A 24033-nucleotide genomic window follows, 5' to 3' on the forward strand; every position below is an offset into this window, starting at 1 on the left:
TGGCTTGTTCCTGCGCCACCGCTGTGACGGGGTGCAGAGCCACAACATCTCAATCATATTGCACCACCTCGAACTCGATCCCGTTGTCATCGTCGAAATAGAACCTCCTGCCCGGCTCATAATCGGCGTGGTTATGCGGTGTAAAACCTGCCGCGCGCACCTTTTCCTCGGTCGCGTCGATATCCTCGACCAGAACCCCCACGTGGTTCAGGCCGCCGACCACGTCATAGCTGCTTTCGCTCGAAGGCTCGGGGTGTTCGGGGCGGTAGAGGGCAAGATAGGTGTGTTTTGTGCCCACATGCACCGTATAGCCGCCTGCCATCGCGGCCCCTTCCCAACGGATGTCCCATCCAAACACTTTGTGCATCCAGGCGGCCGAAGCCTTGGGATCGTTGACGGTAAAGTTGGTGTGTTCAAGCGTGGCCATCATGGCAGGTCCTTTCTTTTTCAGGCTTGTCACGACTCAGCATAATTTCTAAACCTAACTTTAGGTCAAGGTATTTTTTGCGAGGGTGAAATGGCGGCTTCCGAAGGTCTGGCAATTGGCGCTTTGGCGCGGCGTACCGGGTTGGCGGTGTCGGCGATCCGGTACTATGAGGCGCAGGGGTTGATCTCGCCCTGGCGCAACGCAGGCGGACAGCGGCGGTATCAACGGGCCGATATCAGGCGGTTGAGCTTTGTGATGATCGCCCAGCAATTCGGTCTGACTCTGCCTGAGATCCGTAAGGTGCTATCGGGCCTGCCTGGTAACCGAACCCCTACGCCGCAGGACTGGAAAGACATCAGCGTCACGCTGCGCGCCCATCTGGATCAGCGAATCAATACCCTGACGCGATTGCGCGACAATCTGGACGGCTGCATCGGCTGTGGGTGCCTCAGCCTGCCGAAATGCGCCCTTTACAACCCCGATGACCGCGCCAAATCACATGGTAGCGGCCCCAGATACCTTATGGGCGACTCGCCAAACACATGAAGTGTCGAATAGCGGCATTGTTACGCCGTGTTTCGATTGACCTGAGTCTTTCTCACCATGTAATCAGCCGAGAAACAAAATTGCGCCGACCGCATGAGAAAAGCGCCAATTCGGAAAGTTAGCTAAGGAGCCCGCGATGGCCGAGATTGAACGCGAAGCGATGGAATACGATGTGGTGATCGTGGGCGCAGGCCCCGCGGGCCTGTCGGCGGCCATCCGTCTGAAACAGCTGGATGCAGACCTGAATGTCGTGGTTCTGGAAAAGGGCTCGGAAGTGGGTGCGCATATCCTGTCGGGCGCGGTGCTGGATCCCTGCGGGCTGGACGCTCTGATCCCGGATTGGAAAGAAAAAGGCGCGCCTCTGAATACGCCGGTGAACGAAGATAACTTCTACATGCTGGGCGAGGCCGGAAAGCTGCGCATCCCCAATGCGCCCATGCCGCCGCTGATGAACAACCACGGCAACTACATCGTCTCGATGGGCAACGTCTGCCGCTGGATGGCGGAACAAGCGGAAGAGCTGGGCGTGGAAATCTTCCCTGGCATGGCCTGTTCCGAGCTGGTCTACGGCGAAAACGGCGAAGTCAAAGGCGTGGTCGCCGGTGTCTTCGGTCTGGAGGCAGACGGCTCCTACGGTCCCGGCACCGAACCGGGCATGGAACTGCACGGCAAGTACGTGTTCCTGTCCGAAGGCGTGCGCGGCTCCTTGTCCAAAGAAGTCATCGCCAAATACGACCTGTCTGCCGGCAAAGAGCCGCAGAAATACGGCGTCGGCATGAAAGAGATTTGGGAGATCGACCCGGCCAAGCACAAAGAGGGCTCGGTCACGCACACCATGGGCTGGCCTCTGGGCAGCAACGCAGGTGGCGGTTCCTTCATTTATCATCTGGAAAACAACCAGGTCTATGTCGGCTTCGTGGTTCACCTGAACTACAAGAACCCGCATCTGTATCCCTATATGGAATTCCAGCGCTTCAAGCATCACCCGATGGTCGCTGAGCTACTGAAAGGCGGCAAGCGCGTGGCTTATGGCGCCCGCGCAATCACCGAGGGCGGCTATCAGTCGATGCCGAAACTGGTCGCTCCGGGCGTGGCGCTGCTGGGTTGCTCGGCGGGCATGGTCAACGTGCCGCGCATCAAGGGCAACCACAACGCGATGCTGTCGGGCAAAGCCGCAGCAGAGGCCGCCTTTGACGCCATCAAGGCTGACCGTTCCGGTGATGAACTGACGGCCTATGAAACCGACGTGCGCGAAGGTGCCATTGGTCAGGACCTCAAGAAAGTGCGCAACGTCAAGCCGATGTGGTCGAAATGGGGCCTCATGCCCTCGCTGGCGCTGGGTGGTCTGGACATGTGGACCAATACGCTGGGCTTTTCGCTGTTCGGCACAATGGGTCACGGCAAGAACGACGCCGAGTCGACCGAAGAGGCCAGCAAGCACAAGCCGATCGACTATCCCAAGCCCGATGGCACGCTGTCCTTTGACCGTTTGACCAACGTGTCCTTCGCAATGACCAACCACGAGGAAAGCCAGCCCTGCCATCTGAAGCTGGGCGACCCGTCGATCCCGGTTGCCGTCAACCTGCCCAAATTCGCCGAGCCCGCGCAGCGCTATTGCCCGGCTGGCGTCTATGAGATGGTCGAGGGTGAAGACGGCCCGCGGTTCGTGATCAACTTCCAGAACTGCGTCCACTGCAAGACCTGCGATATCAAGGACCCGAGCCAGAACATCACCTGGACCACGCCGCAGGGTGGCGACGGCCCGAACTATCCAAACATGTAACTGAAAACTCCGGCACTGGCGGCGCGACCATGCCGCCATCCCGCCCTTGTTCCATGCCACCGGTCCCGCTGGTGGCATTTTTTGTCGTTGGGAAGAAAGTCTGTGTCGCAAACGGTGATGTGTGGGTAGAGTGATCGCTCTACCACCGAGATATGACTGAGACACAACAGAAAATCGCAGAAAACCTAGACCGGCAGTTTTCAGAGATGGGATTTGCCACCCAAGGTGTAGAAGCCTTGCGAGAGGGCGCTAATGTTTCCCTGCGCACGCTCTACAAGTATTTTCCCTGCCGCGAAGCGATGGTCATCGGCGCGTTGGATCACCGCGATGCCGCCTATTCCGATTGGATCGGCACCGATCAACTCCAGGGGGCGGATCACGTGTTGCACGTTCTGACCCGCCTGGCGGACTGGCTGCGCGAGGTTTCAAACACCGGATGCCTGTTCCGCAATGCGCTGGCGGCCTACCCCGAAAGTGATGCGATCCGCGATGCCGTCACGACGCACAAACAGCATGTCCGCGACATGTTCCGTACGCGGCTGATCCACGTGGCCCCCGATTGCGATGTCGAGGCATTGGCCGAGGCTCTTTTCATCCTGCACGAAGGCCTGACCGAGAGCGCGCGTTTAATGGGGGCTGAGGTCGCAACCGCGGCCACAATGCGTTGCGCCCGCGCGTTGCTGGCCGCTGCCGATATTCACTAGTCCGGGCATCCGGCAAACGACAGAAGAGACGGATATGAAGATCAAGGAAATCCACATCTACGCCCATGATCTGCCGGTCAAAAACGGCCCTTACACCATGGCAAACGTCGAGGTCTGGACGCTTGACACCACGCTGGTCAAGCTGGTGGCCGAGGATGGCACGACCGGCTGGGGAGAGACCTGCCCGGTCGGCCCAACCTATGCTGAAGCGCATGCAGAGGGCGCGCGGGCTGCGTTGAAGGCAATGGCCGAGGGCCTGATCGGCGCGGATCTGTGGCCTGTGGCCCTGCACCACCGGATGAACGGGCTGCTCAATGGGCACAACTATGCCAAGGCGGCCATCGACATCGCGGCCCATGACCTGATTGGCAAGAAACTGGGCGTCAATGTCGCCGACCTGCTGGGCGGCGCGCAGACCGATCGCGTGCCCTCTTACTACGCGACGGGTGTGGGCGCGCCGGACGATATCGCGCGCCTTGCCAAAGAGAAGCTGACCGAGGGCTATCCTCGCCTGCAAATCAAAGTGGGTGGCCGTCCGGTCGAGATTGATATCGAAACCATCCGCAAAGTCTGGGAGGTTGTCGGCGGAACAGGCATGCGCCTTGCGGTCGATGGCAATCGCGGGTGGACCACGCGCGATGCGCTGCGCGTCAGCCGCGAATGCCCGCATGTGCCCTTCATCATGGAACAGCCCTGCAACACCTATCAGGACTTGGAAAAGATCCGCCCTCAGGTGACCCATGGCATCTACATGGATGAAAACAGCGTCGACCTGAACACCGTGATCTCGGCTGCCGGGACCGGGCTGGTGGACGGGTTTGGCATGAAAGTCACCCGCATCGGCGGCCTGCAGAACATGCGCACCTTCCGCGACATCTGCGAAGCGCGCAATCTACCGCATACCTGCGATGATAGCTGGGGCGGGGACATCATCGCCGCCGCCTGCACGCAGATTGCATCCACCGTGCGTCCGACGCTGATGGAGGGCGCATGGCTCGCCGCCCCCTATATCGAAGGCAACTACGATCCCGAAAACGGCATCACTATCCAAGGCGGTCACATCCAACGCCCGACCGGGCTGGGTCTGGGCGTCACCCCCGACGAAACGCTGTTCGGCGCGCCTGTCGCCTCATATTAAGGAGAACACAATGATCCCCGAGACCATGCATGCGGTCCAACTGACCGGCCATGGCGGTATTGAGATGCTGGACTACCGCTCGGACGTGCCGGTCCCGACGCCGGGGCGCGGAGAGGTGCTGATCCGGGTCGCTGCCGCGGGTGTGAACAACACCGACATCAACACGCGGATCGGCTGGTACTCTAAGGCTGTCACCGAGGACACCAATACCGGCGGTGCCTCGGGTTTTGAGACCGTGGACGATGACGACGCCAGTTGGTCGGGCACGCCCTTGACCTTCCCGCGCATTCAGGGCGCGGATGTCTGTGGCCATGTTGCTGCCGTAGGCGATGGGGTCGACCCGGCGCGCATTGGCGAGCGTGTGATCGTGCGCAACATGCTGCGGACTTATGTCGACTACCGCCCCTATGAATGCTGGACCATCGGCAGCGAATGTGATGGGGGGTTTGCCCAGTTCTGCGTCGCACCTTCGCAGGAAACCCATGCCGTGAATTGCGACTGGGAGGATGTGGAACTGGCCGCCATCCCCTGCGCCTATTCCACGGCTGAGGGCATGCTGCACCGCGCCAGCGTTGGAGCCGACACTGTTCTGGTTACCGGCGCCTCGGGCGGTGTTGGTTCGGCTGCGGTGCAACTGGCGAAACGGCGCGGCGCGTATGTGATCGCTCTGTGCTCGCCCACGAAGGCCGAGGCCGTTCTAGCTTTGGGTGCAGACCGCGTGCTGGACCGCAACGCCGATCTGGTGGCTGAACTGGGTGAAGGCTCGATCGACGTGGTGGTCGATCTGGTGGCCGGACCGCAATGGCCAAGCCTGCTGGACGTGCTGCGCCGGGGCGGGCGCTATGCGACCGCCGGGGCCATTGCCGGACCGATCTGTGAAATCGACGTGCGGACGCTCTACCTGAAAGACCTCACCCTGTTTGGTTGCACCTTTCAGGAGGACATCGTGTTCGAAAACCTCGTGAAATACATCGAGGCCGGAGATATCCGCCCCGTTGTCGCCAACACTTACCCGCTCAGCGAGATTGCGACAGCGCAGGAAGAGTTTTTGACCAAAACGCATACCGGGCAGCTGGTGCTGATCCCGCCGCAGGTGGCCTCGTGAAAATCCGCAAGATCGAGCTCTATGAACTGCATCTGCCCTATGCAGGCGGCTCTTATGAGTTGTCGGGCGGGCGAATTTACACCGGATTTGACAGTGTCATCGTCTGTATCACCGCCGATGACGGGTCCGAGGGGTGGGGCGAATCCACGCCCTTCGGCCCGAACTACATCGCCGCCCATGCACGGGGTGCGCGCGCCGGGGCTGAGGAAATCGCCCCCTATCTGATTGGCCGAGACCCGCGCGATGTGGACCGGATCAATGACGCCATGGATGAGGCTCTGCTGGGCCACAACCACGCGAAATCGGCGCTTGATCTGGCCTGTTGGGATCTGTTCGGCAAATCGGTTGGCCTGCCGGTCTATAAACTGCTGGGCGGTGCGACAGGCAATCGTCTGCCCGCAATCAGCTCGATCTACGCGGGCACGCCCGAGGATATGCGCGCCCGCGTCGCGGAACACCGCGCGATGGGCTATATGGGTCATTCGGTCAAAGTCGGTGCGATGGATTCCGAAGGCGGCCCGGCGCTGGATGCCGAACGTATCGCGGCCTCATTGGCAGATCGGCAACCGGGCGAGTACTTCATCGTTGACGCCAATGGCGGCCTGATCCCGGAAACCGCGCTGCGGATGCTCCGTGCCCTGCCGAACGGGCTGGATTTCGTGCTGGAGGCCCCCTGCGCCACATGGCGCGAAACGCTTTCCCTGCGCCAGCGCTGTGACGTGCCGATCATTCTGGACGAGTTGGCGCAAGAAGATGGCGACATCGCCAAGCTGGTGGCGCTGGATGTGGCCGATGGCATCGGGCTGAAAATCTCGAAAGCCGGGGGGCTGACCCATGCCCGCCGTCACCGCGACATCTGCCGCGCTGCAGGGTTGACGATCAGTGTGCAGGACACGGTGGGGTCAACCCTGTCTGCCGCGTCGATCTTCCATATGGGTGCGACTGTGCCCGAACGGCTGCTTCGTTGCGTTCTGGACCCGCGCGACATGGTGACGATCCAGACCGGTGCGTTCGACGCCCCAATCGAAAACGGTGGTGTTCTGCCGCCCGATGCGCCGGGCCTCGGCGTGACAATGAACCGGGACCTGCTGGGGCAGGCCGTTGCAATCTGGGAAGACTGAAACATGTTTCAGGACAAAAACGCCCTCGTCACCGGCGCGGCCGGAGGGATCGGGCAAGCCATCGTCAACCAGCTGCGCGCGCAGGGCGCTCGGGTCGCGGTTGCGGATCGTTCGACCGATGGGATCGAGGCCGAGGCCCATCTGCCCGGCGATCTGCTGGACCCGGCTTATTGCGACCAATTGGCCTCTGCCGCGCATCAGGCTTTGGGCGGCCTCGATATCGTCATCAACAATGCCGGTGTCATCACACGCGGCCCGGTGACCGAGACCTCGGACGCCGACTGGAGTTTGTCCATGGGCGTGAATGTCGAGGCTCCGTTCCGGATCTGCCGCGCTGCCATTCCACTGATGGCCGAGTCGGGCGGCGGGGCCATCGTCAACACGGCGTCCTGCTGGGGCGGCAAGGCGCCGGGGCCAAACCATGCGCTCTATTGCATGACCAAGGCGGCGATCGCCTCGCTGACCGAATGCATGGGGATGGATCACGCACATCAGGGCATCCGCATCAACGCCGTTTGCCCGAATGAGGTTAACACGCCGATGCTGCGCTCGGGCTTTGCCAAGCGCGGGTTTGATCCTGACGAGGCCGTGACTGAACTGGGTAAGACCGTGCCTCTTGGGCGGATCGCCGAGCCTGAGGATATTGCTGATGTGGTCCTGTTCCTCGCCTCGGACGCGGCGCGCTACATGTGTGGCACGCTGGTTGAGGTCAATGGCGGGAAGCCGGTCGCATGAGGCGGTTTGAGGGCAAGGTTGCGCTGGTCACCGGCGGCCGCTCCGGGATAGGACAGGCCATCGCGGCACGGCTGACGGAGGAGGGCGCGCGCGTCTTCACCGCTCAGCGTGGTGGCGATGATCACTTCGAAGGAATCGCGGCCGATTTCACCGACCCCTCTGCGCCTGCACAGGTGATAGCCGAGGTCGTCGCCCGCGCCGGGCAGTTGGACGTTCTGGTCAACAATGCCGGGATGATGCAGGAGGCCCGCGTTGAAGAGATGACGTTGGATGACTGGCAGAAAAACCTGACCGTCAACCTGACCGCACCGTTCCTGATGATTCAGGCCGCTTTGCCCCATCTGCGCAAAACCAAGGGCCGCATTGTCAATACCGGCTCGATCGAGGGGTTGGGCAGCAACCCCGGCCACGCGGCCTATTGCGCGTCCAAAGCCGGGCTGCACGGGCTGACCCGCGCCGTGGCGGTGGATCACGGGGCCGAGGGTATCCGCTGCAACGCTATCGCTCCGGGTTGGATCGACACCGAGTTGAACCTCGACTTTATCGACTCGATGCCCGACCCGGATGCGTTTCGCCGGGATATCGGCCAGATTCACCCGGTCGCGCGCACCGGTAGGCCCGAAGAAGTGGCCGCATTGGCGGCATTTCTGGCCGCCGAGGAAAGCGGCTTTATCACAGGGCAGGTCTATACGGTCGATGGCGGGCGGATGGCCAAGTTGAGCTTACCCTGACCCCCGTGCCATCGGTTCGAGAGCTTACCGCAAGTCTTGCAACTGCGACAGCAATTCGGTGCTGACGCTGACACCCTCGGCCTGAGACGCGGCGCGGTTCTTCAGCCGCCCGTCACCGGGGATGCGGGCGGTGCCGTTGCCGTCGATCTCGGCACAGATGCGCGTGACATAGTCGTTGAAGGCGGCATTTCCGAACCGTGTCGGATCCATCGCAATCAGGGTCGCGCCGCCCTTGACGTTCAGCGCACCATGCGCCTCGCGCTCGGCATTTTCGACCGAGAGGGTGCCCCCTGCCAGCGCCGCGCCCAGGACCTCGATCAGGAAGGCAATCGCGGCCCCTTTGTGTTCGCCGAACGGCAACAGGCTGCGGGTTTCCAAGATGGCGTTGGGATCGGCACTGGGCTGGCCGTCCGGGGCGAGACCCGCAGGGCGCGGCAGGTCATGCCCTTCGGCGGCGGCCATGCGGATATCCATCAACGCGACCGTCGAGGACGCCTGATCCCAAACGATGGGCTCCATGCCGTCACGCGGGCAGGCAAACGACATTGGGTTGGTGCCAAAGACAGGGCGCACACCGCCCTGAGGCACCACCATCGACAGCGAGTTGACGACAGCCAAAGCCACCAACCCCGCCTCGGCCAGCGGTTCGGTGTCAAAGCGCAACGCGCCAAGGTGGTGACTATTTGCGCAGGTAAAGGCAGCGATCCCGTTTTCGCGCGCCATTGCGATCAGCTCGTCCCGTGCTGCGGCCGCGGCGATCTGGTAGTATCCATTGTCTGCGTCACCACGCAGAACGCCCGGTGCGATACGCTCGAATTTGGGGTGCGCAGCGGGGTTGGCATAACCCGAGGTAAAGCTCTGGGTGTAGACCGGCAGCATGCGCAAACCGTGGCTGCGCGGGCCGTCACGTTCGGACTTCACGACAATCTCAGCGATCATGTCGCTGCCCGGATCATCCATGCCCGCAGCCACAAGGACGGATTTCGCCAATTCCCTAACCTCTTGGAGTGAGAGCGTTTTCGTTGAGATATCGGTCATCTGCTAGATCCTGTCCTTGTGTTCGTGAAAGGGACCGCAAGCCCCCTTGTTGTTGTTTTCAGGCGCGTGCGCGGGCGCTGGTGGGGTCCACGGCGCAGGTGTCGATGACCTCGGCCTCGCGCATCTCGTTATGGACCAGAACCTGCATTCTGGTGCCCGGTGCCGTCATGTTCTGCGGCACCAGCGCCATCGCGATGTCGTGGTTGCAATAGTATGAGAACCCGCCCGAGGTAACGCGCCCAATCAGTTTGCCGTCGGAATAGACGCCTTCGTCAAACATCACCGACGTATCGCAATATGGCAATTTCAACGTGACCAGAGTGTTGTATCCTCCCGTCTCCTGCTGTTTCAGCAGAGCGGGTTTGCCGATGAAGTCCCGTTCGACCACTTGCCCGCCGATCTTTTCGGTCATGGCGACGAACCGGCCCAGATCGGCTTCAAACGGGGTCAGGTCCTTGCAGATCTCGCGGTTGATGGCCCGGTAAGATTTCTCGAGCCGCATGGACTCCAGCGCTTCAAGGCCGAAGGGTTTTACGCCCGCCTTAAGCAGCAGATCCACGAGGTGACGGTTGTAGCCCGCCGGATGGTGCAACTCCCATCCCAGCTCACCGGTGTAGGAGACGCGCAGCAGGTGAACGCCTTTGGCATAGCCTACCTCACCCATTTGCGCCGAAAGCCAGGGGAAGGCCTCGTTCGACAGATCATTGTCGGTCAGGTTCGACAGGATCTCGCGCGATTTCGGACCAGCTAGAGCGATCACGCCCAGCTGTTCCGAGATGTCCTCCATCACGACCGAGCCGTCTTTGGGCAGCAGACGCTGCATCTGGTCCCAGTTATAGGCTTGCCAATTCGGGGTCGAGATCAGGTAGAAATCATCCTGCGCCTTGCGCACGATGGAATATTCCGCATCCATCCCGCCCTTGTCGTTCAGCATCAGCGACAGGGTCATACGCCCCACCTTGGGCAGTTTGTTCGCCATCAGGCCGTCCAACCATTTGGCCGCGCCCGGCCCGCGCACGGTGAATTTGGTCATCGGAGACATCTCGATGAAGCCCGCCTCTTCGCGAGTGCGGCGCACTTCTTCTTGTACCAACCCCATATGATTGGTGCGGCGGAAGGAGTGTTCGGGGATCGCCTCTTCGGGCGATTTGGCAAACCAGCGCGGGAATTCATAACCGTTGAAGCTGGTCCAGACGGCGCCATGGGCGGTCAACAGATCGTAGGAGCCTGCGGTTTTCATCGGACGGGCTTCGGGGAAATCCTCACCAGGGATGTGCGCATCCATATGGGTGCCCCATGTCTCGCGCACCCTGTCCATGGTCCACCGTTTCGAGGCATAGTCCGAGAACCGGCGTGGGTCGAGTTCCGACATGTCCATACCCGGATCGCCATCTACGATCCATTTGGCCAGACGATTGCCCACAGTGCCGCCCCACAGGATACCGCCGGGCATCCCTTCGGCCAGCCACAGGTTCTCGTGCCCCGGCGCGGGGCCAGCCAGAGGCAGCTCGTCCGGGGTCATCTGAAACGGACCGCGGGTGTTGGCCTTGATGCCAATCTCGCCCAGCGTTGGAACCCGTTCGATGGCGCGTTCCCACTGGGTTTCCACGGCATCGAAATCCTCGGGCAGAAGGTCGGCCCCGAAATCCGGCGGCACGCGGTCTTCGGCGAACAGCTTGAGGTCCTTGGTGAATTCATAGGGGCCAAATTGGATGCCACCCACATCCTCGCGCAGATAGGCGCCATAGTCCTCGTCCCGCAGGATCGGGAATTCCGGCAGACCTTGTGCCTTGCGCTCTTTCAGCAAGGGCACGGTCTCTGTCGTCCAATATTGATGAACGATCGGGATACAGGGCAGGTCCAGCCCCACACGGCGCGCATTTTCACGGGCGTAGTTGCCGGTGGCAAAGATCAGATGCTCGCACGTGATCTCACCCTGGTTGGTGGTCACTTTCCAGTGGCCGTTTTCCAGCTTTTCGTAAGCGGTGGCTTCGGTGTTCTGATAGACCTTGGCCCCGGCATCGCGCGCCAGCTTGGCCAGTGCCATGGTGATGTCGGCGGGATTCACATAGCCGTCTTCGGTATGCAGGATGCCGCCACGAATATCCGGGCTTTGGTTCAGTAGAGGGTGAACCTCGGCAATCTCTTCCGGTGTCAGCAGCTTGCATGGCACCCGGGCGGCTTCGGCGATCGAGATATAGGACTGGAACTCATCCCAGCGCTTTTCGGTATTGGCAACGCGCAGCTGGCCCACTTTGCGAAGGCCCACCGAGGTCCCCATCTTTTCCTCAACCTCGGTATAAATGCGGATGGTTTCCATGGTCATCTTCGACACGTTTCGCGACCGTACAAAGGTCACAAGCAAACCGGCGGCGTGCCAAGTGGACCCTGACGTTAGCGTCGTCCGCTCCAACATCACCGCATCTGTGCAGCCATGTTCGGTCAGACCATAAAGGATAGAGGCCCCAACGCAGCCGCCCCCGACCACAACTACTTTCGCATGTGACTTCATCGTATGTTCATACCGTGTCTGGTTTGCCAACAGTGTTTGGAAGCACCATTCCGTCAGTCGGCCTTTTGCGCAATCGCAAAAATATTTCACTCTGAATGAGTTGAAATCACCCAAACCGAATATGTGCTTTATGAAACGCGAAGGGTACCCAAATCCTTCGCCAGGGTGAGCCAACCAAAAGCCCTATTGATGAGCTGCCATTGAGTGTTGGACGGCGCTCCTGCTTGATCCGTGCAACAGGGCGGCCAGTTCTTAGGCGAAAACCGGTGCAATGGCGGCGTCGTGAACCTTGAGCCATTGCCTCTTGCCGGCCGAGGCCCTAGCTTAACGTGCAGTCAACGATAGCAAGGCAGGATTTTGGTGGTTTCCCTGGTTCGTCGCGTGGCACTGGCCGCGCTGCTTTCATCCTCGGTCGCAATCCCGGCATTTTCGGATACCGGGTCCGGGGCCTATTTGGCCGGACGTCAGGCAATCTACGAAAACGACTATGCCGCCGCCGAAAGGTATTATGCGCAGGCGTTGCGGTCTGATCCGCAGAACGCGTTGCTGTTGGAAAGCGTGGTAGTTGCGCGGCTGGCGCTGGGCGAAGTTGAGCGCGCACTGCCCATCGCTGAGACGATCGAAGAGAATGGCCTGCCGAGCCAAGCAGCCCGGATTGCCATCGCCGCAAACCTGATCGCAGAGGGCGATTGGGAGACCCTGCTGTCACGTGATCCCGAAACGCAGGGCGTGGGTCCATTGGTCGATGGGTTGATGATTGCCTGGGCCTATCTTGGTCAGGGTGAGATGACCAAGGCGATGGAGCAGTTCGACTCGGTTACAACCCAGGAAGGGTTGCGCGAGTTTGCCCTCTATCACAAAGCGATGGCTTTGGCGTCGATCGGTGATTTCGAAGGAGCTGAGGCGATTTTCGCGGCCGATGACGGGGTCGTGGCCCGGTTCACACGCCGCGCCGCGTTAGCCCGGACCGAGGTTCTGTCGCAGCTTGACCGGAATGAGGACGCTCTGACCTTCCTGGCCGATGTGTTTCAGGCCGGAAGCGATCCGTCGATCGCAGATTACACAAGCCGATTGTCTGATGGCGAAACGCTGCCCTTCACCCATGCAGGAACGGCGCAAGACGGCATGGCCGAGATCTTCTTTTCGGTGGGTGCCGCGTTGAATGACGAGGCCGCGCCGGACTACGTGCTGCTCTATGCTCGCACGGCCAGCTTCCTGCGGCCCGATCACGTCGACGCCCTTCTGATGAGCGCTGAGCTTCTGTCGGAACTCAACCAGCTTGATCTTGCGGTCGAAGCGTATCGCGCGGTTCCCAAGAACAGCACCGATCACCACGTGGCCGAACTGGGCCGGGCTGATGTTCTGGGGCAATCCGGCAAAACCGATGCGGCGGTTGAGGTTCTGCAATCGCTGGCTGCAGAAAAGCCTGATCTTCCCAGTGTCCATGTCGCTTTGGCCGATCTGCAGCGCCGCGAGGAAAACTATGCCGCCGCGGTTGATTCCTACAACACCGCAATTGATCTGGCGGAGGGTGTCTCGGCCGCGAATTGGTTCCTGCACTACGCGCGCGGGATTTCTCATGAGCGCCTCAAGCAATGGGATCAGGCTGAGGCCGATTTCCGACGCGCGCTCGAGCTGAACCCAGATCAGCCGCAGGTTCTGAACTATCTGGGCTACTCGCTGGTCGAACGGCGCGAAAAACTCGATGAGGCGCTGGACATGATTGAGCGCGCTGTCGCGGCTCGCCCCGACAGTGGCTATATCGTCGACAGCTTGGGCTGGGTCCTGTTCCGCCTTGGTCGCTATGACGAAGCGGTCGAGCATATGGAGCGCGCGGTTGAGCTGATGCCGGTGGATCCGGTGGTCAACGACCATCTGGGCGATGTCTACTGGGCCGTCGGACGCGCCCGCGAAGCTGAGTTCCAGTGGAAACGGGCTCTGTCCTTTGTTGATCCCGAAGACACCGATGGTGAGGCTGATCCCGAACGCATCCGACGCAAGCTCGAGGTCGGTCTGGACACGGTTCTGTCCGAAGAGGGCGCGGATCCGTTGAAGGTTGCCAATGGCAACTAGCGCCTTTGCGCCGGCCAAGGTCAATCTAACCCTGCATGTCACCGGCCAGCGCACGGATGGCTATCATCTGCTGGATTCGCTGGTGGTTTTTGCCGACATTGGCGATCAGCTAGCGTTTGAGCCGGGCGCAGGCCTGTCGATCTCGGTGAGCGGAGAGCATGCCGACGGGGTTCCCACGGACAGCCGAAATCTCGTTTGGAAAGCGGCCGAGGGCGCCGGTTGGACAGGCCATGTCACGTTGAACAAGGTGCTGCCTCATGGTGGAGGCATTGGCGGGGGGTCCTCGGACGCGGCGGCCATGCTGCGCCACGCGGCTGCGCAGGGGCTTGTTGTCCCGCCACATCTTCCGACCGCGTTAGGGGCCGATATACCGGTCTGCATGGTGGCCGAGGCTGCGCGGATGCGTGGGATTGGCGAGCAGGTGGAACGGGTCGCTTTGCCCCAATTGCCTGCCCTGCTGGTCAATCCTGGGGTTGAGGTTCCGACCGGATCGGTCTTCGGCGCATTGGCGTCGCGGGACAATCCAGGATTGCAAGATCAAATCCCCTCATTCGCGGGCGTGGAAGACTGCGCCGCGTGGCTCTCGAACCAGAGAAACGACCTTGAACAGCCCGCCACAAGCCAGGCCCCGCAAATCGGGCGTGTGTTGGAGGAGTTGGCGGACACAAGGGATGTGTTGCTGGCGCGAATGTCGGGGTCAGGCTCGACCTGTTTTGCACTTTATCCGTCGATGAAGGCCGCGCATTTCGCAGCTTATGAGATTGGCGCGGCCCAGTCCGATTGGTGGTGCCGCGCAACAACGCTCAGTTAAGGCGCGAGACCACGTAGTCGGCCAGATCGCGCAGCAGAGTGCGGATTTCGTGATTTGGCAGAACCGTAAGCGAGGCTTTGGCCTTGTTCGCCCAACCTAGCGCATCTTGACGGGTCGCCTCGAGCGTCTGGTATTTGTTCATCAGCCCAAGCGCATGTTCCAGATCGCCGTCTTGCTGGCGGCCTTTCTCGATCGTGCGCTCCCAGAAGATGCGCTCATCCGCGGTGGCCTGCGCAACGGCTTTGATTACCGGCAGGGTCAGTTTACGCTCGCGGAAATCGTCGCCCACATTCTTGCCGGTTGCCTTGCTATCACCCTGATAATCCAACAGATCGTCGGCGATTTGGAAGGCAATGCCCAAGGCATCGCCATAGTCGAACAGAGCTTTGACCTGCGCGTCTGAGGCTTCAGCAATCACGCCGCCAACTTCGGTTGCTGCGGAAAACAGGGCTGCGGTCTTGCCGCGTACGACCTGCAGATAAATGCTCTCATCCGTGTTCAGGTCGGTGGCTGCGGTCATCTGCAGCACCTCACCTTCGGCAATCGTGGCCGAGGCATTCGCGAGGATATCCAGAACACGCAGCGATCCGGTTTCAACCATCAACTGGAAGCTTCGGGAAAACAGGTAGTCGCCGACCAACACGCTGGATTTGTTGTCCCACAAGAGGTTCGCCGTGGGCCGTCCGCGTCGCTGGGCGCTTTCGTCGACCACATCGTCATGCAACAGGGTCGCGGTGTGAATGAACTCAACAGTCGCGGCCAGGCGCACGTGATGCTCGCCCGAATAGCCAAACAGCCGGGCCGCTGCCAATGTCAGCATCGGGCGCAGGCGCTTGCCGCCCGCTTCGACCAGATGCGCGGTCACCTCGGGGATACGGGGCGCGTGTTCGGACGCCATCCGGGTCCGGATCAGTGTATTCACCGCCTCCATTTCGCCGGTCAACATTTCGGCCAGCCGTTCGTGCGGCTTCGAGATTGTGCTGATGCCCATCACACTCCTGATACAAGGCTCGACTTTCGCCTTGCCTTGCCCTTACATCCATCCCCATGAAAGAACTATTGCGCAGTACCGATCCGACAATCCTGGCCTTTGCATCCGCTCTTCTTGAGGGCGAGGATATAGACTGCTTTCAGATGGACGTAAATATGAGCATCCTCGAAGGCGGCATCGGAATTTTCCCTCGCCGTCTGATGGTTCGGGCTGACGACCTAACCCGAGCGGAGCGTGTGATGCGCGACAACGAGATCCCGCTGGGGCGATGACCGGGTTCAAGGATGATGAGCTAAGCCGGAACGATTTCCTCGGAGGGCGGTTGCGTCTATGGCAACCCGTGTCTGGCTATCGCGCTGGGGTCGACCCTGTTTTGCTGGCGGCCAGCGTATCCGCAACCTCTGGTCAGTCGGTACTGGAGCTTGGCTGCGGGGCAGGGGCTGCAATCCTGTGCCTTGCGACACGAATCCCGGGTTTGGACCTGTGCGGCGTGGAACTGCAAATGGCCTATGCGGATCTGGCCCGCCGCAATGCCGCCGATAACAATAAGGTGTTGGAGGTCGTCTCGGCTGATCTGACCGAGCTGCCCTCCGATCTGAAGCAGCGTCAATTCGACCATGTGATCGCCAACCCGCCCTACTATCGCGCAGGCGCCCATAGCGCAGCCATAGACCGGGGGCGCAGCGTGGCTTTGGGAGAGGAGACACCTCTTGCCGATTGGATTGATGTCGCGGCCAAACGGCTGGCCCCGCGCGGCTATCTGCACATGATCCAAAAGGCGGATCGCCTGCAAGATATGCTTTTGGCCTGTCGGGGACGTCTGGGCTCGGTCGAAGTGCTGCCGCTTGCGGCCCGCATGGGGCGCGAGGCTGAGCTTGTGATTCTACGGGCCCGCAAAGGCGGGCGGGCGGCGTTCCGGCTGCATGCGCCTATCATCCTGCATGCAGGTCAACGGCATGAGCGCGACGGTGACAGCTATACTCCAGAACTCTCGGATGTGCTGCGGCAAGGCGCTGCGTTGGGGCCGTTTCACGTCAATCGGCAATGACCAGCCGAATTTGTCGGATTTATCACTTTTTCTTCGCGTCTGCGGCGTGACAGGGTGGAAACGATATGCTCAACTTCTTACGTGACATCTAGACACGTAAACAAGGAGGATCGCCATGAGCGTGAGCGCACATCTGACAGAACTGAAGAAGAAGCACGAATCTCTCGGTCTCGAAGTGGAACAAGCTCAACGCGCGCCAGGCATTGATGATCTTCATATCGCCCAGCTAAAGAAACAGAAGCTAAGGCTGAAGGAAGAGATCGAGCGCTTATCGACCTAACCTTTAAGACTGGCGCGCGCCGCAACCACGGCCCCGCCGGTGATCAAGACCGCCGCGATCGCCAGTGTCCATGTCGGCATGGCGATCCCGGCAAAAACCAAAACCACGGTAGACAGTAAAGGCGCCGCGTAAGAGCTGGTGCCCAGCATCTGAATGTCGCCCTGCTTGACCCCGATATCCCAGACATAGAACGCCAGACCGACCGGCCCCAGACCAAGGGCCAGTGTCGATAACCAACTGAGCGTGGTGTCCGGCCAGACAGGTGCCTCAAGCGCGAAATGCAGGCCCCATGAGGCGATCGCCGTGAACACGCAGAACACAGCGACCGAGCTTGTGGGCGTTTCACCCAGTCTCCGCGACAACACGGAGTAGCCTGACCATGTCAGAGCACACAGGAACGCCAGCGCGTATCCCGGTAGGTGGTCGGCTTGAAACCCGGCGCTGCCGCCTCCGGTGATGATCAGCGCGGCCCCGGCAAAGCCCAAGCACGCCCCGATCAGGTGGCCTGCGCGCAGGTTTTCTCCGGGTAACAGGCCAGAGAACAGAACGATAAGCAGCGGCCAGAGATAGGCGATCAGCCCTGCCTCGGCCGCTGGGGCCATCCGTAGGGCCGAGAAATACAGCGCGTGGTAGCCGAACAGGCCCAGCGTTCCAAAGGCGTAGACTTTCCAGCTGATACGGCGCAGCTGGGACAATCCGCCCGATCGCCACGTCCAGATAAGCCCCAAAGTACCGCCGATACTGAAGCAGATCGCATTCAGCAGCAGTGGCGGTGTTGGGGCTGACCCGACTGTGAACAGGGCCAATAGCGACCAAAGCAAAACCGCAATGAAGCCCGTGGCGGTGGCGCGTTGTCTGGTCATGTGGATGAGACGTCTTCTACAGGAACTATGGTAAATTCGTCCGAGATATGAGCGGTTTTTTCAATCTCCGCAACAAACCAATCGCGAAATGCTGCGACCTGAGGCCGGTTTTCTGCTCCGGGCAGGCAGAGAAAGCGAAATCGGCCTTTGGTCTCGATGGCGGTTTTGAACGGGGCGACAAGCCGCCCCTCCATCATGTCTTTGATGATCATCGCCCGTCGCCCCAAGGCCACACCCACTCCGGCGACAGCCGCGTCAATCGCGTGGTCTGCGTTGGAGAAATGTGCCCCGTGGGTCGGCGTAAACTCCACGCCAACAGCGCGGAACCACGTCGGCCAATCCGCTGGAGGTTTTAGAAACGCAATCGAATCGTCATGTATCAGAGGCGCGTCGCGCAGGCTTTCGGGCGTTGTGAACTCGGCGGCCAGTTCGGGCGTCATAACAGGGGTCAGCCATTCCTTGCGAACCGGCAGGCAATAGAGGCCATCATCCCCGCCGTAGCCAAACCGGATCGCGACATCCACGTCATCCCTCTCAAGGTCCATATTGCGCAGGGTGGCCGAAAATCTCAGGTCAATTTCGGGATGTGCGCGGGCAAAATCGTAAAGGCGCGGAGCTAGCCATTTGGCGGTCAGCGCAGGCCCGGCCGTCACGGTGAGGGTGGTGTTGTCCTGAAGCCTCCGTGTTGCGGCCCAAGCAGTCTTGAGCGACGCAAACCCCTCAGCAGCCCCCGGGGCAAGGGCTTTGCCCGCCTCGGTCAGTTCGACCGCGCGATTCAGGCGGCGAAACAGCGGATGGCCCAAATGGTCCTCAAGCGACTTGATCTGGAAGGACAGCGCCGCGGGCGTGACGTTCAACTCTTCTGCGGCTTTGGCAAAGGACATGTGCCGCGCGGCTGCGTCAAAGGCGCGCAAAGCGGTGAGAGGGGGAAGGCGATCACTCATATCACTTAAGTAATACTTATCTGAATGCTTGAAAACTCTCGTTTGTGCCTTTTTCAATCAAGGGTCATGTTTAGGGCAAGTCAAGTTCAGCTTTAGCAAAGGGGATCCGCCATGATCGAGATGTCAACAAACCCGTCTGTCCAGATTGCAATTCGTCGTGCCCATGAAGAGCGCAGCAAGCTTGTTCACAAAGTTCTGGGATGGGTGTTTGGTTCCCGCTGACCGCAGCGCGCGCGGACTTACGGGATAAAGAAGGGCCGGTCCAAAAGGACCGGCCCGTTTTCGTTCAGTGCGTTGAAATCAGACGAAGAACTGAGCGCCGTTGGCCGAGATGGTCGAACCATTGATGAACTGTGAATCGTCCGATGCCAGGAAGGCGACGCAGCGCGCGATTTCCTCAGGCTCACCCAAGCGACCGGCCGGAATCTGGCCGATGATCGACTCGCGGACCTTCTCAGGCACGGCCATAACCATTTCAGTGGCGATGTAGCCGGGGCAGATCGCATTGGCGGTGATACCGGCACGCGCGCCTTCCTGCGCCAGCGACTTCACGATACCCAGATCCCCCGCTTTGGTCGCGGCATAGTTCACCTGAGCAAACTGGCCTTTCTGGCCGTTGATCGAGCTGATGACGATGACGCGGCCAAACTTGCGTTCGCGCATGCCGGGCCAGACGGGGTGTACGGTGTTGAAAACGCCGGTCAGGTTGGTGTCGATGACCTGATGCCACTGTTCAGGTGTCATCTTGTGGAAAGGTGCGTCGCGCGTGATGCCCGCATTAGCGACGACGATGTCGATGGGACCGACCTCGGCCTCGACCTTTTCGATGCCCGCTTTGGATTCGTCATAATCGGCCACGTTCCACTTGTAGGTGGCGATGCCGGTTTCCTCGGTGAATTTTGCTGCGGCTTCGTCATTCCCCGCATAGGTGGCGGCAACATTGTATCCTTCGGCCTTGAGCGCCTTGGAAATTGCTGCGCCGATGCCGCGAGAACCGCCGGTTACGAGTGCTGTACGTGCCATGGATGACTCCTCCAATTTTGGTCGTCTTGGTAATTCTGTTACTCTGAGAGAGAATGTTGCGCAATATCGTTTCGTGTTCGATCTTGTCTTTCTGTCTGGCGATATTGTCGCAGCGGTTGTGTAAAGCTTGATTGTAACAAAAAAGGGCGTCCAATGGACGCCCTTTTCTATTTAGATGTCAACGCACTTAGTCGCGCTCCACGCAGAGGGCGACACCCATGCCGCCACCAATGCAGAGGGTGGCCAGACCCTTCTTGGCATCACGGCGCTTCATTTCGAAAAGCAGCGTGTTCAGAACACGGCAACCGGATGCTCCGATCGGGTGGCCAATGGCAATCGCGCCACCGTTCACGTTCACGATCGACGGGTCCCAGCCCATGTCTTTGTTCACGGCGCAGGCTTGCGCGGCGAAGGCTTCGTTGGCTTCGACCAGATCCAGATCATCAACCGACCAGCCAGCTTTTTCCAGCGCCTTGCGCGAGGCATAGATCGGGCCAACACCCATGATCGACGGGTCAAGACCGGCAGTCGCGTAGGATGCGATTCGGGCCAGAGGCTCAATCCCGCGCTTTTCGGCGTTCTCAGCCGACATCAGCAGGGTCGCCGCCGCGCCGTCATTCAGGCCCGAAGCGTTTGCTGCGGTGACCGAGCCGTCTTTGGTGAAGGCCGGGCGCAGTTTGGCCATTGCTTCCATTGTTGCGCCGTGACGGATGTATTCGTCCTTGTCCATCACGATGTCGCCCTTGCGGGTTTTGATGGTGAACGGAACGATCTCATCCGCGAATTTGCCTGCGTTTTGCGCAGCCTCAGCTTTGTTTTGCGAGGCAACGGCGAATTCGTCCTGCATGTCGCGGCTGATCTGCCATTTCTCGGCGACGTTCTCGGCGGTTTGGCCCATGTGATAGCCGTTGAACGCATCCCACAGACCGTCGCGGATCATAGTGTCGATGTATTTCATGTCGCCCATCTTATGACCCGCGCGCAGGGCAGCGGCGTGGGGAGACAGGGTCATGTTTTCTTGGCCACCAGCGGCGACGATATCCGCATCGCCCAGTTGGATGTGCTGCGCACCCAGCGCAACAGCGCGCAGGCCAGAGCCACAAACCTGATTGATGCCCCAGGCCGCGCTTTCCTGCGGTAGACCGGCGTTGATATGCGCCTGGCGTGCGGGGTTCTGGCCCTGAGCGGCGGTCAGGACCTGACCCATAATGGTTTCGCTGACTTCGCCTTTGTCGACGCCGGCGCGTTCGACGACGGCTTCAAGGACGGCAGCGCCCAGATCATGTGCGGGGGTATTGGCAAACGAGCCGCCAAAGCTGCCCACACCTGTACGTGCGGCGGATGCGATTACTACATTGGTCATATAATTTGTCCTTTACCGTCGTGGTCCAGCGGGAAATGTGACGACGCGGACCGCAGAGGGCTCCCTCTGCCCGTACCAGAGCGCCAATTTCTCCCCCCTCTAGTGCCTTCTGCAATAGCGCAATGCTGCACTTGCAGCAACGGACAGCTTGCCTCAGGCGGCAATCAGGCAAGTGTTCGCGCGCCGGTGAGTCAACTAAGTCCCTGTTTTGGAATTTCTTTCTGCCTTCCACGGCGGCGACAACGACGGTGCGCCAAACAGGAAACCCTGCATGCAGTCGACACCGCTTGCGCTCAAGAAAGCTGCGTCTTGCGGATTTTCGACTGATTCGGCTGTGACCAGAATTTCGAACTCTCGCGCGACTGCGATCAATGCGCGGACGAGGGCCTGGTTGTCGGGGTCGGTGCTGATGCCACGAATGAATTGACCGTCGATCTTGGCGGCATCAAACAAGAATTCCCGGAAATGCCGAAAGCAGAAATTGCTTGCGCCGAAGTCATCCAGCGCAAAGGCAATACCACGCTCCTGCAACCTGTCCATCAGGTCGATCACCAGTTCGGGTACTTGCATCGCCGATTTCTCGGAGATCTCCAAAATCAGTCGTTCTCCCAGATTGCTGTCCCGTTTGAGAAAGCGATCCAGAATGCGGGACCAGTGCGAATACCCGATCGAACGCGCCGACATGTTGATCGACAGCCGGATCTGAGGGTTCCTGATCAGTGTTTGAAGCCCCATCTCTAGCGCGATGCAATCCAACTCTCGCCCGATGGGCGTGTTTTCTACCTGAGGCATGAAATCGCGTGCAGGGATGACCCGCCCAGTTTCATCCAAAACGCGGATCAGCCCTTCGTAGAAGGCAACGTTATGAGGCGCCTGTGCCTGCATCACCGGCTGAAAGGCCAGTTTGCATTGTTTGTGCCGAACCGCATCCGAGGCCATCTGCAATACGGATTGATCCCGACCGGAAACTGCCGAGGTCAAAGGGCTGTCCGGCCCTTCCCCTGACTCTGCACCTGTCTTGTCCCGCATGCGCGCTGATCCCGAATGGCTCTTCGGTTGCAGTGTCGCAGGAAACAGATGAATCTGCGGTTAATGCAGGTGACGTTTAGCGCGCAGATTGCCACGCATGGCTGAGGGAGGCCGCGGCGCCGAACACCGCGCCCGTTACGCCAAGGATCATCATGGAAAACCCGATCAGGACAAGCGCTGATGCTGCCGTTGCGATGGCGGCAAACATGGCCAGAAGCACACCTAGCAGTCCGACTGTGGTCGATACGGTTGTCACTCGGGTCATTCCGGCCTCCGGTCACTGGTTACGTCACACCTGACGCTCCATATGGACCGTTCGGGCCGGATTTCAACCAAAGCGGCGTGGTGTAACGCCAGGATCAGGCCTGTTTTGCTGCGGAATTAGGCAGGTTTTCGCGAGTCTGCTCGAATCCGGGCGTTCCGAGATCTTCAGGGTGGCGGGCCAGATGCTTTGCCTTGATCTGCGCTGAGCTGTCGCGGCTTCCATCATGGCTATAGCCGGGCGGGGCAAAACAATAGGCGAGGCGTTGCTTCAGCGTCAGCCCCGGTTGGGTCGCATCGCGCCAGATGCCGACCCATTCGTGAAAGGCTACACGCAGCGGGTTGAAGGTGGCGATGTTGTGAACCAGCCCATAGTCGACGCGGTCGTAATCTTGCTCGGGAACAAAAGTGCCGAACATCTTGTCCCAAATGATGAAAACGCCAGCATAGTTGCAATCCAAATAGCGCGCGTTGCGGCCGTGATGCGCCCGGTGATGGCTGGGGGTGTTCATCACCGCTTCGAACCAACGGGGCATTTTGCCGATGGCTTCTGTGTGAATCCAAAACTGGTAGATCAGGTTGATGCCGCCCACGAACAGCACCATCGCCGGGTGAAAGCCCAGCAGGATCAGCGGCGCGCGCACCACCATCATGAAGGTAAACGTATAGGTCCATGTCTGCCGTAGCGCGGTGGTCAGGTTGTAGTGCTGCGAGCTGTGATGGTTCACATGGCTGGCCCAGACCCAGCGGATACGGTGGCCAAACCTATGCACCCAGTAGTACCGCAGGTCATCCAGCACAAAGCACAGGATGATGATCGGGATCGACGTACCCAGATCGAGCGGCGTGATCCGCCACAGCCACATGAAGAACCCATAGGCGATAAACCCCAGAAGGAACCCCGACGCAATATTGCCCGCCCCCATGATCAGAGAGGTCACCGCATCGCGCGTCTCATACCTCCCGCCGCGACCTTTGACGGCGATCCAGACGAACTCGGCCAGAATGGCGGCGATGAAGAAAGGGACCGCCCATTGGACGGCGTCGGGAAAGGTGATCTGGTCGGTCATGCGGGCTCCATCAGGTTGCGCCAGTGGGGGCGCTCGAGGTCATCCAGATGGATGATGGCTTTGGGTGTGCCGAAATCGTGGAACAGAATCTCGAACCCGTCGGTGCGATCCAGCAAGTCATAGTCCAGCAGATGCTGCGCCACAGTATCCGCGCCAAAGGACCAGAGGAGACCCGGCCCTTTTTCCGTCCGCACCAGCGCGGCGTGGCGATCATGGGAAACCGTGACGTCGATAATTGTGTCTTCCGGGAAATGCCGGACCCATTGATCGCGCGCGGTTTCAGGAGACAGAACGCACCGCTGCGATCTGCCGGTCAGATGCAGCAACAGAGTGACCCCGGCAATTCCGCCGACCACAAGCACCAACAGAATTTCCAGTGGCATTCCATCCTCCTGCGCACAGAGTGCGGATCGGAGGATGGGCTGTCAAAGGTGGCG

25 protein-coding genes are annotated in these 24033 nt (G+C 60.2%); 13 read left to right on the forward strand and 12 right to left on the reverse strand.

Going from position 1 to position 24033, the window contains the following annotated elements:
• Nucleotides 1-49: 49 nt before the first annotated feature.
• Nucleotides 50-430 carry a VOC family protein gene (locus ACR0IP_RS19225; protein WP_480527340.1) on the reverse strand — a complete coding sequence of 127 codons (381 nt, stop codon included), beginning with the start codon at nt 428-430 and terminating at the stop codon, nt 50-52.
• A gap of 87 nt (nt 431-517) precedes the next feature.
• Here ACR0IP_RS19225 and soxR point away from each other — a divergent pair, with 87 nt between their 5' ends.
• The 8 genes from soxR to ACR0IP_RS19265 all read left to right on the forward strand — a co-directional run bounded on the left by soxR (nt 518) and on the right by ACR0IP_RS19265 (nt 8290).
• The gene (gene soxR / locus ACR0IP_RS19230; protein ID WP_480527342.1) at nt 518-973 is read left to right on the forward strand and encodes a redox-sensitive transcriptional activator SoxR; all 456 of its coding nucleotides are present in this window, start codon (nt 518-520) and stop codon (nt 971-973) included.
• A 136-nt stretch (nt 974-1109) separates the two neighbouring features.
• Nucleotides 1110-2756, forward strand: a complete 1647-nt coding sequence (locus ACR0IP_RS19235) for an electron transfer flavoprotein-ubiquinone oxidoreductase (protein ID WP_480527344.1) — start codon at nt 1110-1112, stop codon at nt 2754-2756.
• A gap of 152 nt (nt 2757-2908) precedes the next feature.
• Entirely contained in the window at nt 2909-3460 is a 552-nt protein-coding gene (locus ACR0IP_RS19240) for a TetR/AcrR family transcriptional regulator (protein ID WP_480527345.1), read from the forward strand.
• Nucleotides 3461-3494: 34 nt separating this feature from the next.
• Entirely contained in the window at nt 3495-4598 is a 1104-nt protein-coding gene (locus tag ACR0IP_RS19245; RefSeq protein ID WP_170661221.1) for a mandelate racemase/muconate lactonizing enzyme family protein, read from the forward strand.
• A gap of 10 nt (nt 4599-4608) precedes the next feature.
• On the forward strand, nt 4609-5703 hold the full coding sequence (locus ACR0IP_RS19250) for an alcohol dehydrogenase family protein (protein ID WP_480527348.1): 1095 nt from the start codon (nt 4609-4611) through the stop codon (nt 5701-5703).
• A complete protein-coding gene (locus ACR0IP_RS19255; RefSeq protein WP_480527350.1) occupies nt 5700-6824 on the forward strand; it encodes a mandelate racemase/muconate lactonizing enzyme family protein in 1125 nt (374 codons plus the stop codon). The genes ACR0IP_RS19250 and ACR0IP_RS19255 overlap by 4 nt, the downstream gene beginning before the upstream one ends.
• A gap of 3 nt (nt 6825-6827) precedes the next feature.
• Nucleotides 6828-7559: an SDR family oxidoreductase gene (locus ACR0IP_RS19260; RefSeq protein ID WP_170691547.1), complete on the forward strand. Its 732-nt coding sequence runs from the start codon at nt 6828-6830 to the stop codon at nt 7557-7559.
• The gene (locus ACR0IP_RS19265) at nt 7556-8290 is read left to right on the forward strand and encodes an SDR family NAD(P)-dependent oxidoreductase (protein WP_480527352.1); all 735 of its coding nucleotides are present in this window, start codon (nt 7556-7558) and stop codon (nt 8288-8290) included. The genes ACR0IP_RS19260 and ACR0IP_RS19265 overlap by 4 nt, the downstream gene beginning before the upstream one ends.
• Before the next feature lie 24 nt (nt 8291-8314).
• Here ACR0IP_RS19265 and ACR0IP_RS19270 read toward each other — a convergent pair whose 3' ends face one another.
• Both ACR0IP_RS19270 and ACR0IP_RS19275 read right to left on the reverse strand, forming a co-directional pair.
• A complete protein-coding gene (locus tag ACR0IP_RS19270; RefSeq protein ID WP_480527354.1) occupies nt 8315-9328 on the reverse strand; it encodes an Ldh family oxidoreductase in 1014 nt (337 codons plus the stop codon).
• A 58-nt stretch (nt 9329-9386) separates the two neighbouring features.
• Nucleotides 9387-11840 (reverse strand): GcvT family protein, encoded by a 2454-nt coding sequence (locus tag ACR0IP_RS19275; protein ID WP_480527356.1) that lies wholly within the window; start codon nt 11838-11840, stop codon nt 9387-9389.
• A gap of 357 nt (nt 11841-12197) precedes the next feature.
• On the opposite strand from ACR0IP_RS19275, the gene ACR0IP_RS19280 reads away from it, so the two are divergent.
• Nucleotides 12198-13913 (forward strand): tetratricopeptide repeat protein, encoded by a 1716-nt coding sequence (locus tag ACR0IP_RS19280; protein WP_480527358.1) that lies wholly within the window; start codon nt 12198-12200, stop codon nt 13911-13913.
• Complete coding sequence (locus ACR0IP_RS19285) at nt 13903-14724, forward strand: 4-(cytidine 5'-diphospho)-2-C-methyl-D-erythritol kinase (RefSeq protein ID WP_480527360.1); 822 nt, start codon at nt 13903-13905, stop codon at nt 14722-14724. Before ACR0IP_RS19280 ends, ACR0IP_RS19285 begins: the two co-directional genes overlap by 11 nt.
• Here ACR0IP_RS19285 and ACR0IP_RS19290 read toward each other — a convergent pair.
• The gene (locus ACR0IP_RS19290) at nt 14717-15715 is read right to left on the reverse strand and encodes a polyprenyl synthetase family protein (RefSeq protein ID WP_480527362.1); all 999 of its coding nucleotides are present in this window, start codon (nt 15713-15715) and stop codon (nt 14717-14719) included. The two genes, ACR0IP_RS19285 and ACR0IP_RS19290, sit on opposite strands and share 8 nt — an antisense overlap.
• A gap of 56 nt (nt 15716-15771) precedes the next feature.
• On the opposite strand from ACR0IP_RS19290, the gene ACR0IP_RS19295 reads away from it, so the two are divergent.
• The 3 genes from ACR0IP_RS19295 (at nt 15772) to ACR0IP_RS19305 (ending at nt 17043) form a co-directional block, all read left to right on the forward strand.
• Nucleotides 15772-15987, forward strand: coding sequence for a putative signal transducing protein (locus tag ACR0IP_RS19295; protein ID WP_037316655.1), 216 nt, complete (start codon nt 15772-15774; stop codon nt 15985-15987).
• Nucleotides 15984-16763: a methyltransferase gene (locus ACR0IP_RS19300; protein ID WP_170379032.1), complete on the forward strand. Its 780-nt coding sequence runs from the start codon at nt 15984-15986 to the stop codon at nt 16761-16763. The genes ACR0IP_RS19295 and ACR0IP_RS19300 overlap by 4 nt, the downstream gene beginning before the upstream one ends.
• Nucleotides 16764-16878: 115 nt before the next feature.
• Entirely contained in the window at nt 16879-17043 is a 165-nt protein-coding gene (locus tag ACR0IP_RS19305; RefSeq protein ID WP_170379030.1) for a YdcH family protein, read from the forward strand.
• On the opposite strand, the gene yddG is transcribed toward ACR0IP_RS19305, so the two are convergent.
• From yddG to ACR0IP_RS19345, 8 genes are all read right to left on the reverse strand, one after another.
• Nucleotides 17040-17906 carry an aromatic amino acid exporter YddG gene (gene yddG / locus ACR0IP_RS19310; RefSeq protein WP_480527364.1) on the reverse strand — a complete coding sequence of 289 codons (867 nt, stop codon included), beginning with the start codon at nt 17904-17906 and terminating at the stop codon, nt 17040-17042. The two genes, ACR0IP_RS19305 and yddG, sit on opposite strands and share 4 nt — an antisense overlap.
• Nucleotides 17903-18850, reverse strand: coding sequence for a transcriptional regulator GcvA (locus ACR0IP_RS19315; protein ID WP_480527365.1), 948 nt, complete (start codon nt 18848-18850; stop codon nt 17903-17905). Before ACR0IP_RS19315 ends, yddG begins: the two co-directional genes overlap by 4 nt.
• A gap of 300 nt (nt 18851-19150) precedes the next feature.
• Nucleotides 19151-19873: an acetoacetyl-CoA reductase gene (gene phbB / locus ACR0IP_RS19320; protein WP_170379024.1), complete on the reverse strand. Its 723-nt coding sequence runs from the start codon at nt 19871-19873 to the stop codon at nt 19151-19153.
• A gap of 187 nt (nt 19874-20060) precedes the next feature.
• Nucleotides 20061-21236 carry an acetyl-CoA C-acetyltransferase gene (locus ACR0IP_RS19325; protein ID WP_170379022.1) on the reverse strand — a complete coding sequence of 392 codons (1176 nt, stop codon included), beginning with the start codon at nt 21234-21236 and terminating at the stop codon, nt 20061-20063.
• Nucleotides 21237-21431: 195 nt separating this feature from the next.
• Nucleotides 21432-22265 carry an EAL domain-containing protein gene (locus ACR0IP_RS19330; protein WP_170691536.1) on the reverse strand — a complete coding sequence of 278 codons (834 nt, stop codon included), beginning with the start codon at nt 22263-22265 and terminating at the stop codon, nt 21432-21434.
• 76 nt (nt 22266-22341) lie between these two features.
• Nucleotides 22342-22530, reverse strand: a complete 189-nt coding sequence (locus tag ACR0IP_RS19335; RefSeq protein WP_170379018.1) for a hypothetical protein — start codon at nt 22528-22530, stop codon at nt 22342-22344.
• A gap of 94 nt (nt 22531-22624) precedes the next feature.
• Nucleotides 22625-23596, reverse strand: coding sequence for a sterol desaturase family protein (locus tag ACR0IP_RS19340; protein ID WP_170379016.1), 972 nt, complete (start codon nt 23594-23596; stop codon nt 22625-22627).
• Nucleotides 23593-23979: a hypothetical protein gene (locus ACR0IP_RS19345; RefSeq protein WP_170379014.1), complete on the reverse strand. Its 387-nt coding sequence runs from the start codon at nt 23977-23979 to the stop codon at nt 23593-23595. The genes ACR0IP_RS19340 and ACR0IP_RS19345 overlap by 4 nt, the downstream gene beginning before the upstream one ends.
• Nucleotides 23980-24033 lie beyond the last annotated feature (54 nt).

Source organism: Ruegeria sp. AL11, assembly GCF_056540865.1.

Excerpts from the sequence above, each read along its gene's own strand:
- ACR0IP_RS19225 (WP_480527340.1), bottom strand. The coding sequence starts at position 430 with ATGATGGCCACGCTTGAACACACCAACTTTACCGTCAACGATCCCAAG.
- soxR (WP_480527342.1), top strand. The coding sequence starts at position 518 with ATGGCGGCTTCCGAAGGTCTGGCAATTGGCGCTTTGGCGCGGCGTACC.
- ACR0IP_RS19235 (WP_480527344.1), top strand. The coding sequence starts at position 1,110 with ATGGCCGAGATTGAACGCGAAGCGATGGAATACGATGTGGTGATCGTG.
- ACR0IP_RS19240 (WP_480527345.1), top strand. The coding sequence starts at position 2,909 with ATGACTGAGACACAACAGAAAATCGCAGAAAACCTAGACCGGCAGTTT.
- ACR0IP_RS19245 (WP_170661221.1), top strand. The coding sequence starts at position 3,495 with ATGAAGATCAAGGAAATCCACATCTACGCCCATGATCTGCCGGTCAAA.
- ACR0IP_RS19250 (WP_480527348.1), top strand. The coding sequence starts at position 4,609 with ATGATCCCCGAGACCATGCATGCGGTCCAACTGACCGGCCATGGCGGT.
- ACR0IP_RS19260 (WP_170691547.1), top strand. The coding sequence starts at position 6,828 with ATGTTTCAGGACAAAAACGCCCTCGTCACCGGCGCGGCCGGAGGGATC.
- ACR0IP_RS19265 (WP_480527352.1), top strand. The coding sequence starts at position 7,556 with ATGAGGCGGTTTGAGGGCAAGGTTGCGCTGGTCACCGGCGGCCGCTCC.
- ACR0IP_RS19270 (WP_480527354.1), bottom strand. The coding sequence starts at position 9,328 with ATGACCGATATCTCAACGAAAACGCTCTCACTCCAAGAGGTTAGGGAA.
- ACR0IP_RS19275 (WP_480527356.1), bottom strand. The coding sequence starts at position 11,840 with ATGAAGTCACATGCGAAAGTAGTTGTGGTCGGGGGCGGCTGCGTTGGG.
- ACR0IP_RS19285 (WP_480527360.1), top strand. The coding sequence starts at position 13,903 with ATGGCAACTAGCGCCTTTGCGCCGGCCAAGGTCAATCTAACCCTGCAT.
- ACR0IP_RS19290 (WP_480527362.1), bottom strand. The coding sequence starts at position 15,715 with ATGGGCATCAGCACAATCTCGAAGCCGCACGAACGGCTGGCCGAAATG.
- ACR0IP_RS19295 (WP_037316655.1), top strand. The coding sequence starts at position 15,772 with ATGAAAGAACTATTGCGCAGTACCGATCCGACAATCCTGGCCTTTGCA.
- ACR0IP_RS19300 (WP_170379032.1), top strand. The coding sequence starts at position 15,984 with ATGACCGGGTTCAAGGATGATGAGCTAAGCCGGAACGATTTCCTCGGA.
- ACR0IP_RS19305 (WP_170379030.1), top strand. The coding sequence starts at position 16,879 with ATGAGCGTGAGCGCACATCTGACAGAACTGAAGAAGAAGCACGAATCT.
- yddG (WP_480527364.1), bottom strand. The coding sequence starts at position 17,906 with ATGACCAGACAACGCGCCACCGCCACGGGCTTCATTGCGGTTTTGCTT.
- ACR0IP_RS19315 (WP_480527365.1), bottom strand. The coding sequence starts at position 18,850 with ATGAGTGATCGCCTTCCCCCTCTCACCGCTTTGCGCGCCTTTGACGCA.
- phbB (WP_170379024.1), bottom strand. The coding sequence starts at position 19,873 with ATGGCACGTACAGCACTCGTAACCGGCGGTTCTCGCGGCATCGGCGCA.
- ACR0IP_RS19325 (WP_170379022.1), bottom strand. The coding sequence starts at position 21,236 with ATGACCAATGTAGTAATCGCATCCGCCGCACGTACAGGTGTGGGCAGC.
- ACR0IP_RS19330 (WP_170691536.1), bottom strand. The coding sequence starts at position 22,265 with ATGCGGGACAAGACAGGTGCAGAGTCAGGGGAAGGGCCGGACAGCCCT.
- ACR0IP_RS19335 (WP_170379018.1), bottom strand. The coding sequence starts at position 22,530 with ATGACCCGAGTGACAACCGTATCGACCACAGTCGGACTGCTAGGTGTG.
- ACR0IP_RS19340 (WP_170379016.1), bottom strand. The coding sequence starts at position 23,596 with ATGACCGACCAGATCACCTTTCCCGACGCCGTCCAATGGGCGGTCCCT.
- ACR0IP_RS19345 (WP_170379014.1), bottom strand. The coding sequence starts at position 23,979 with ATGCCACTGGAAATTCTGTTGGTGCTTGTGGTCGGCGGAATTGCCGGG.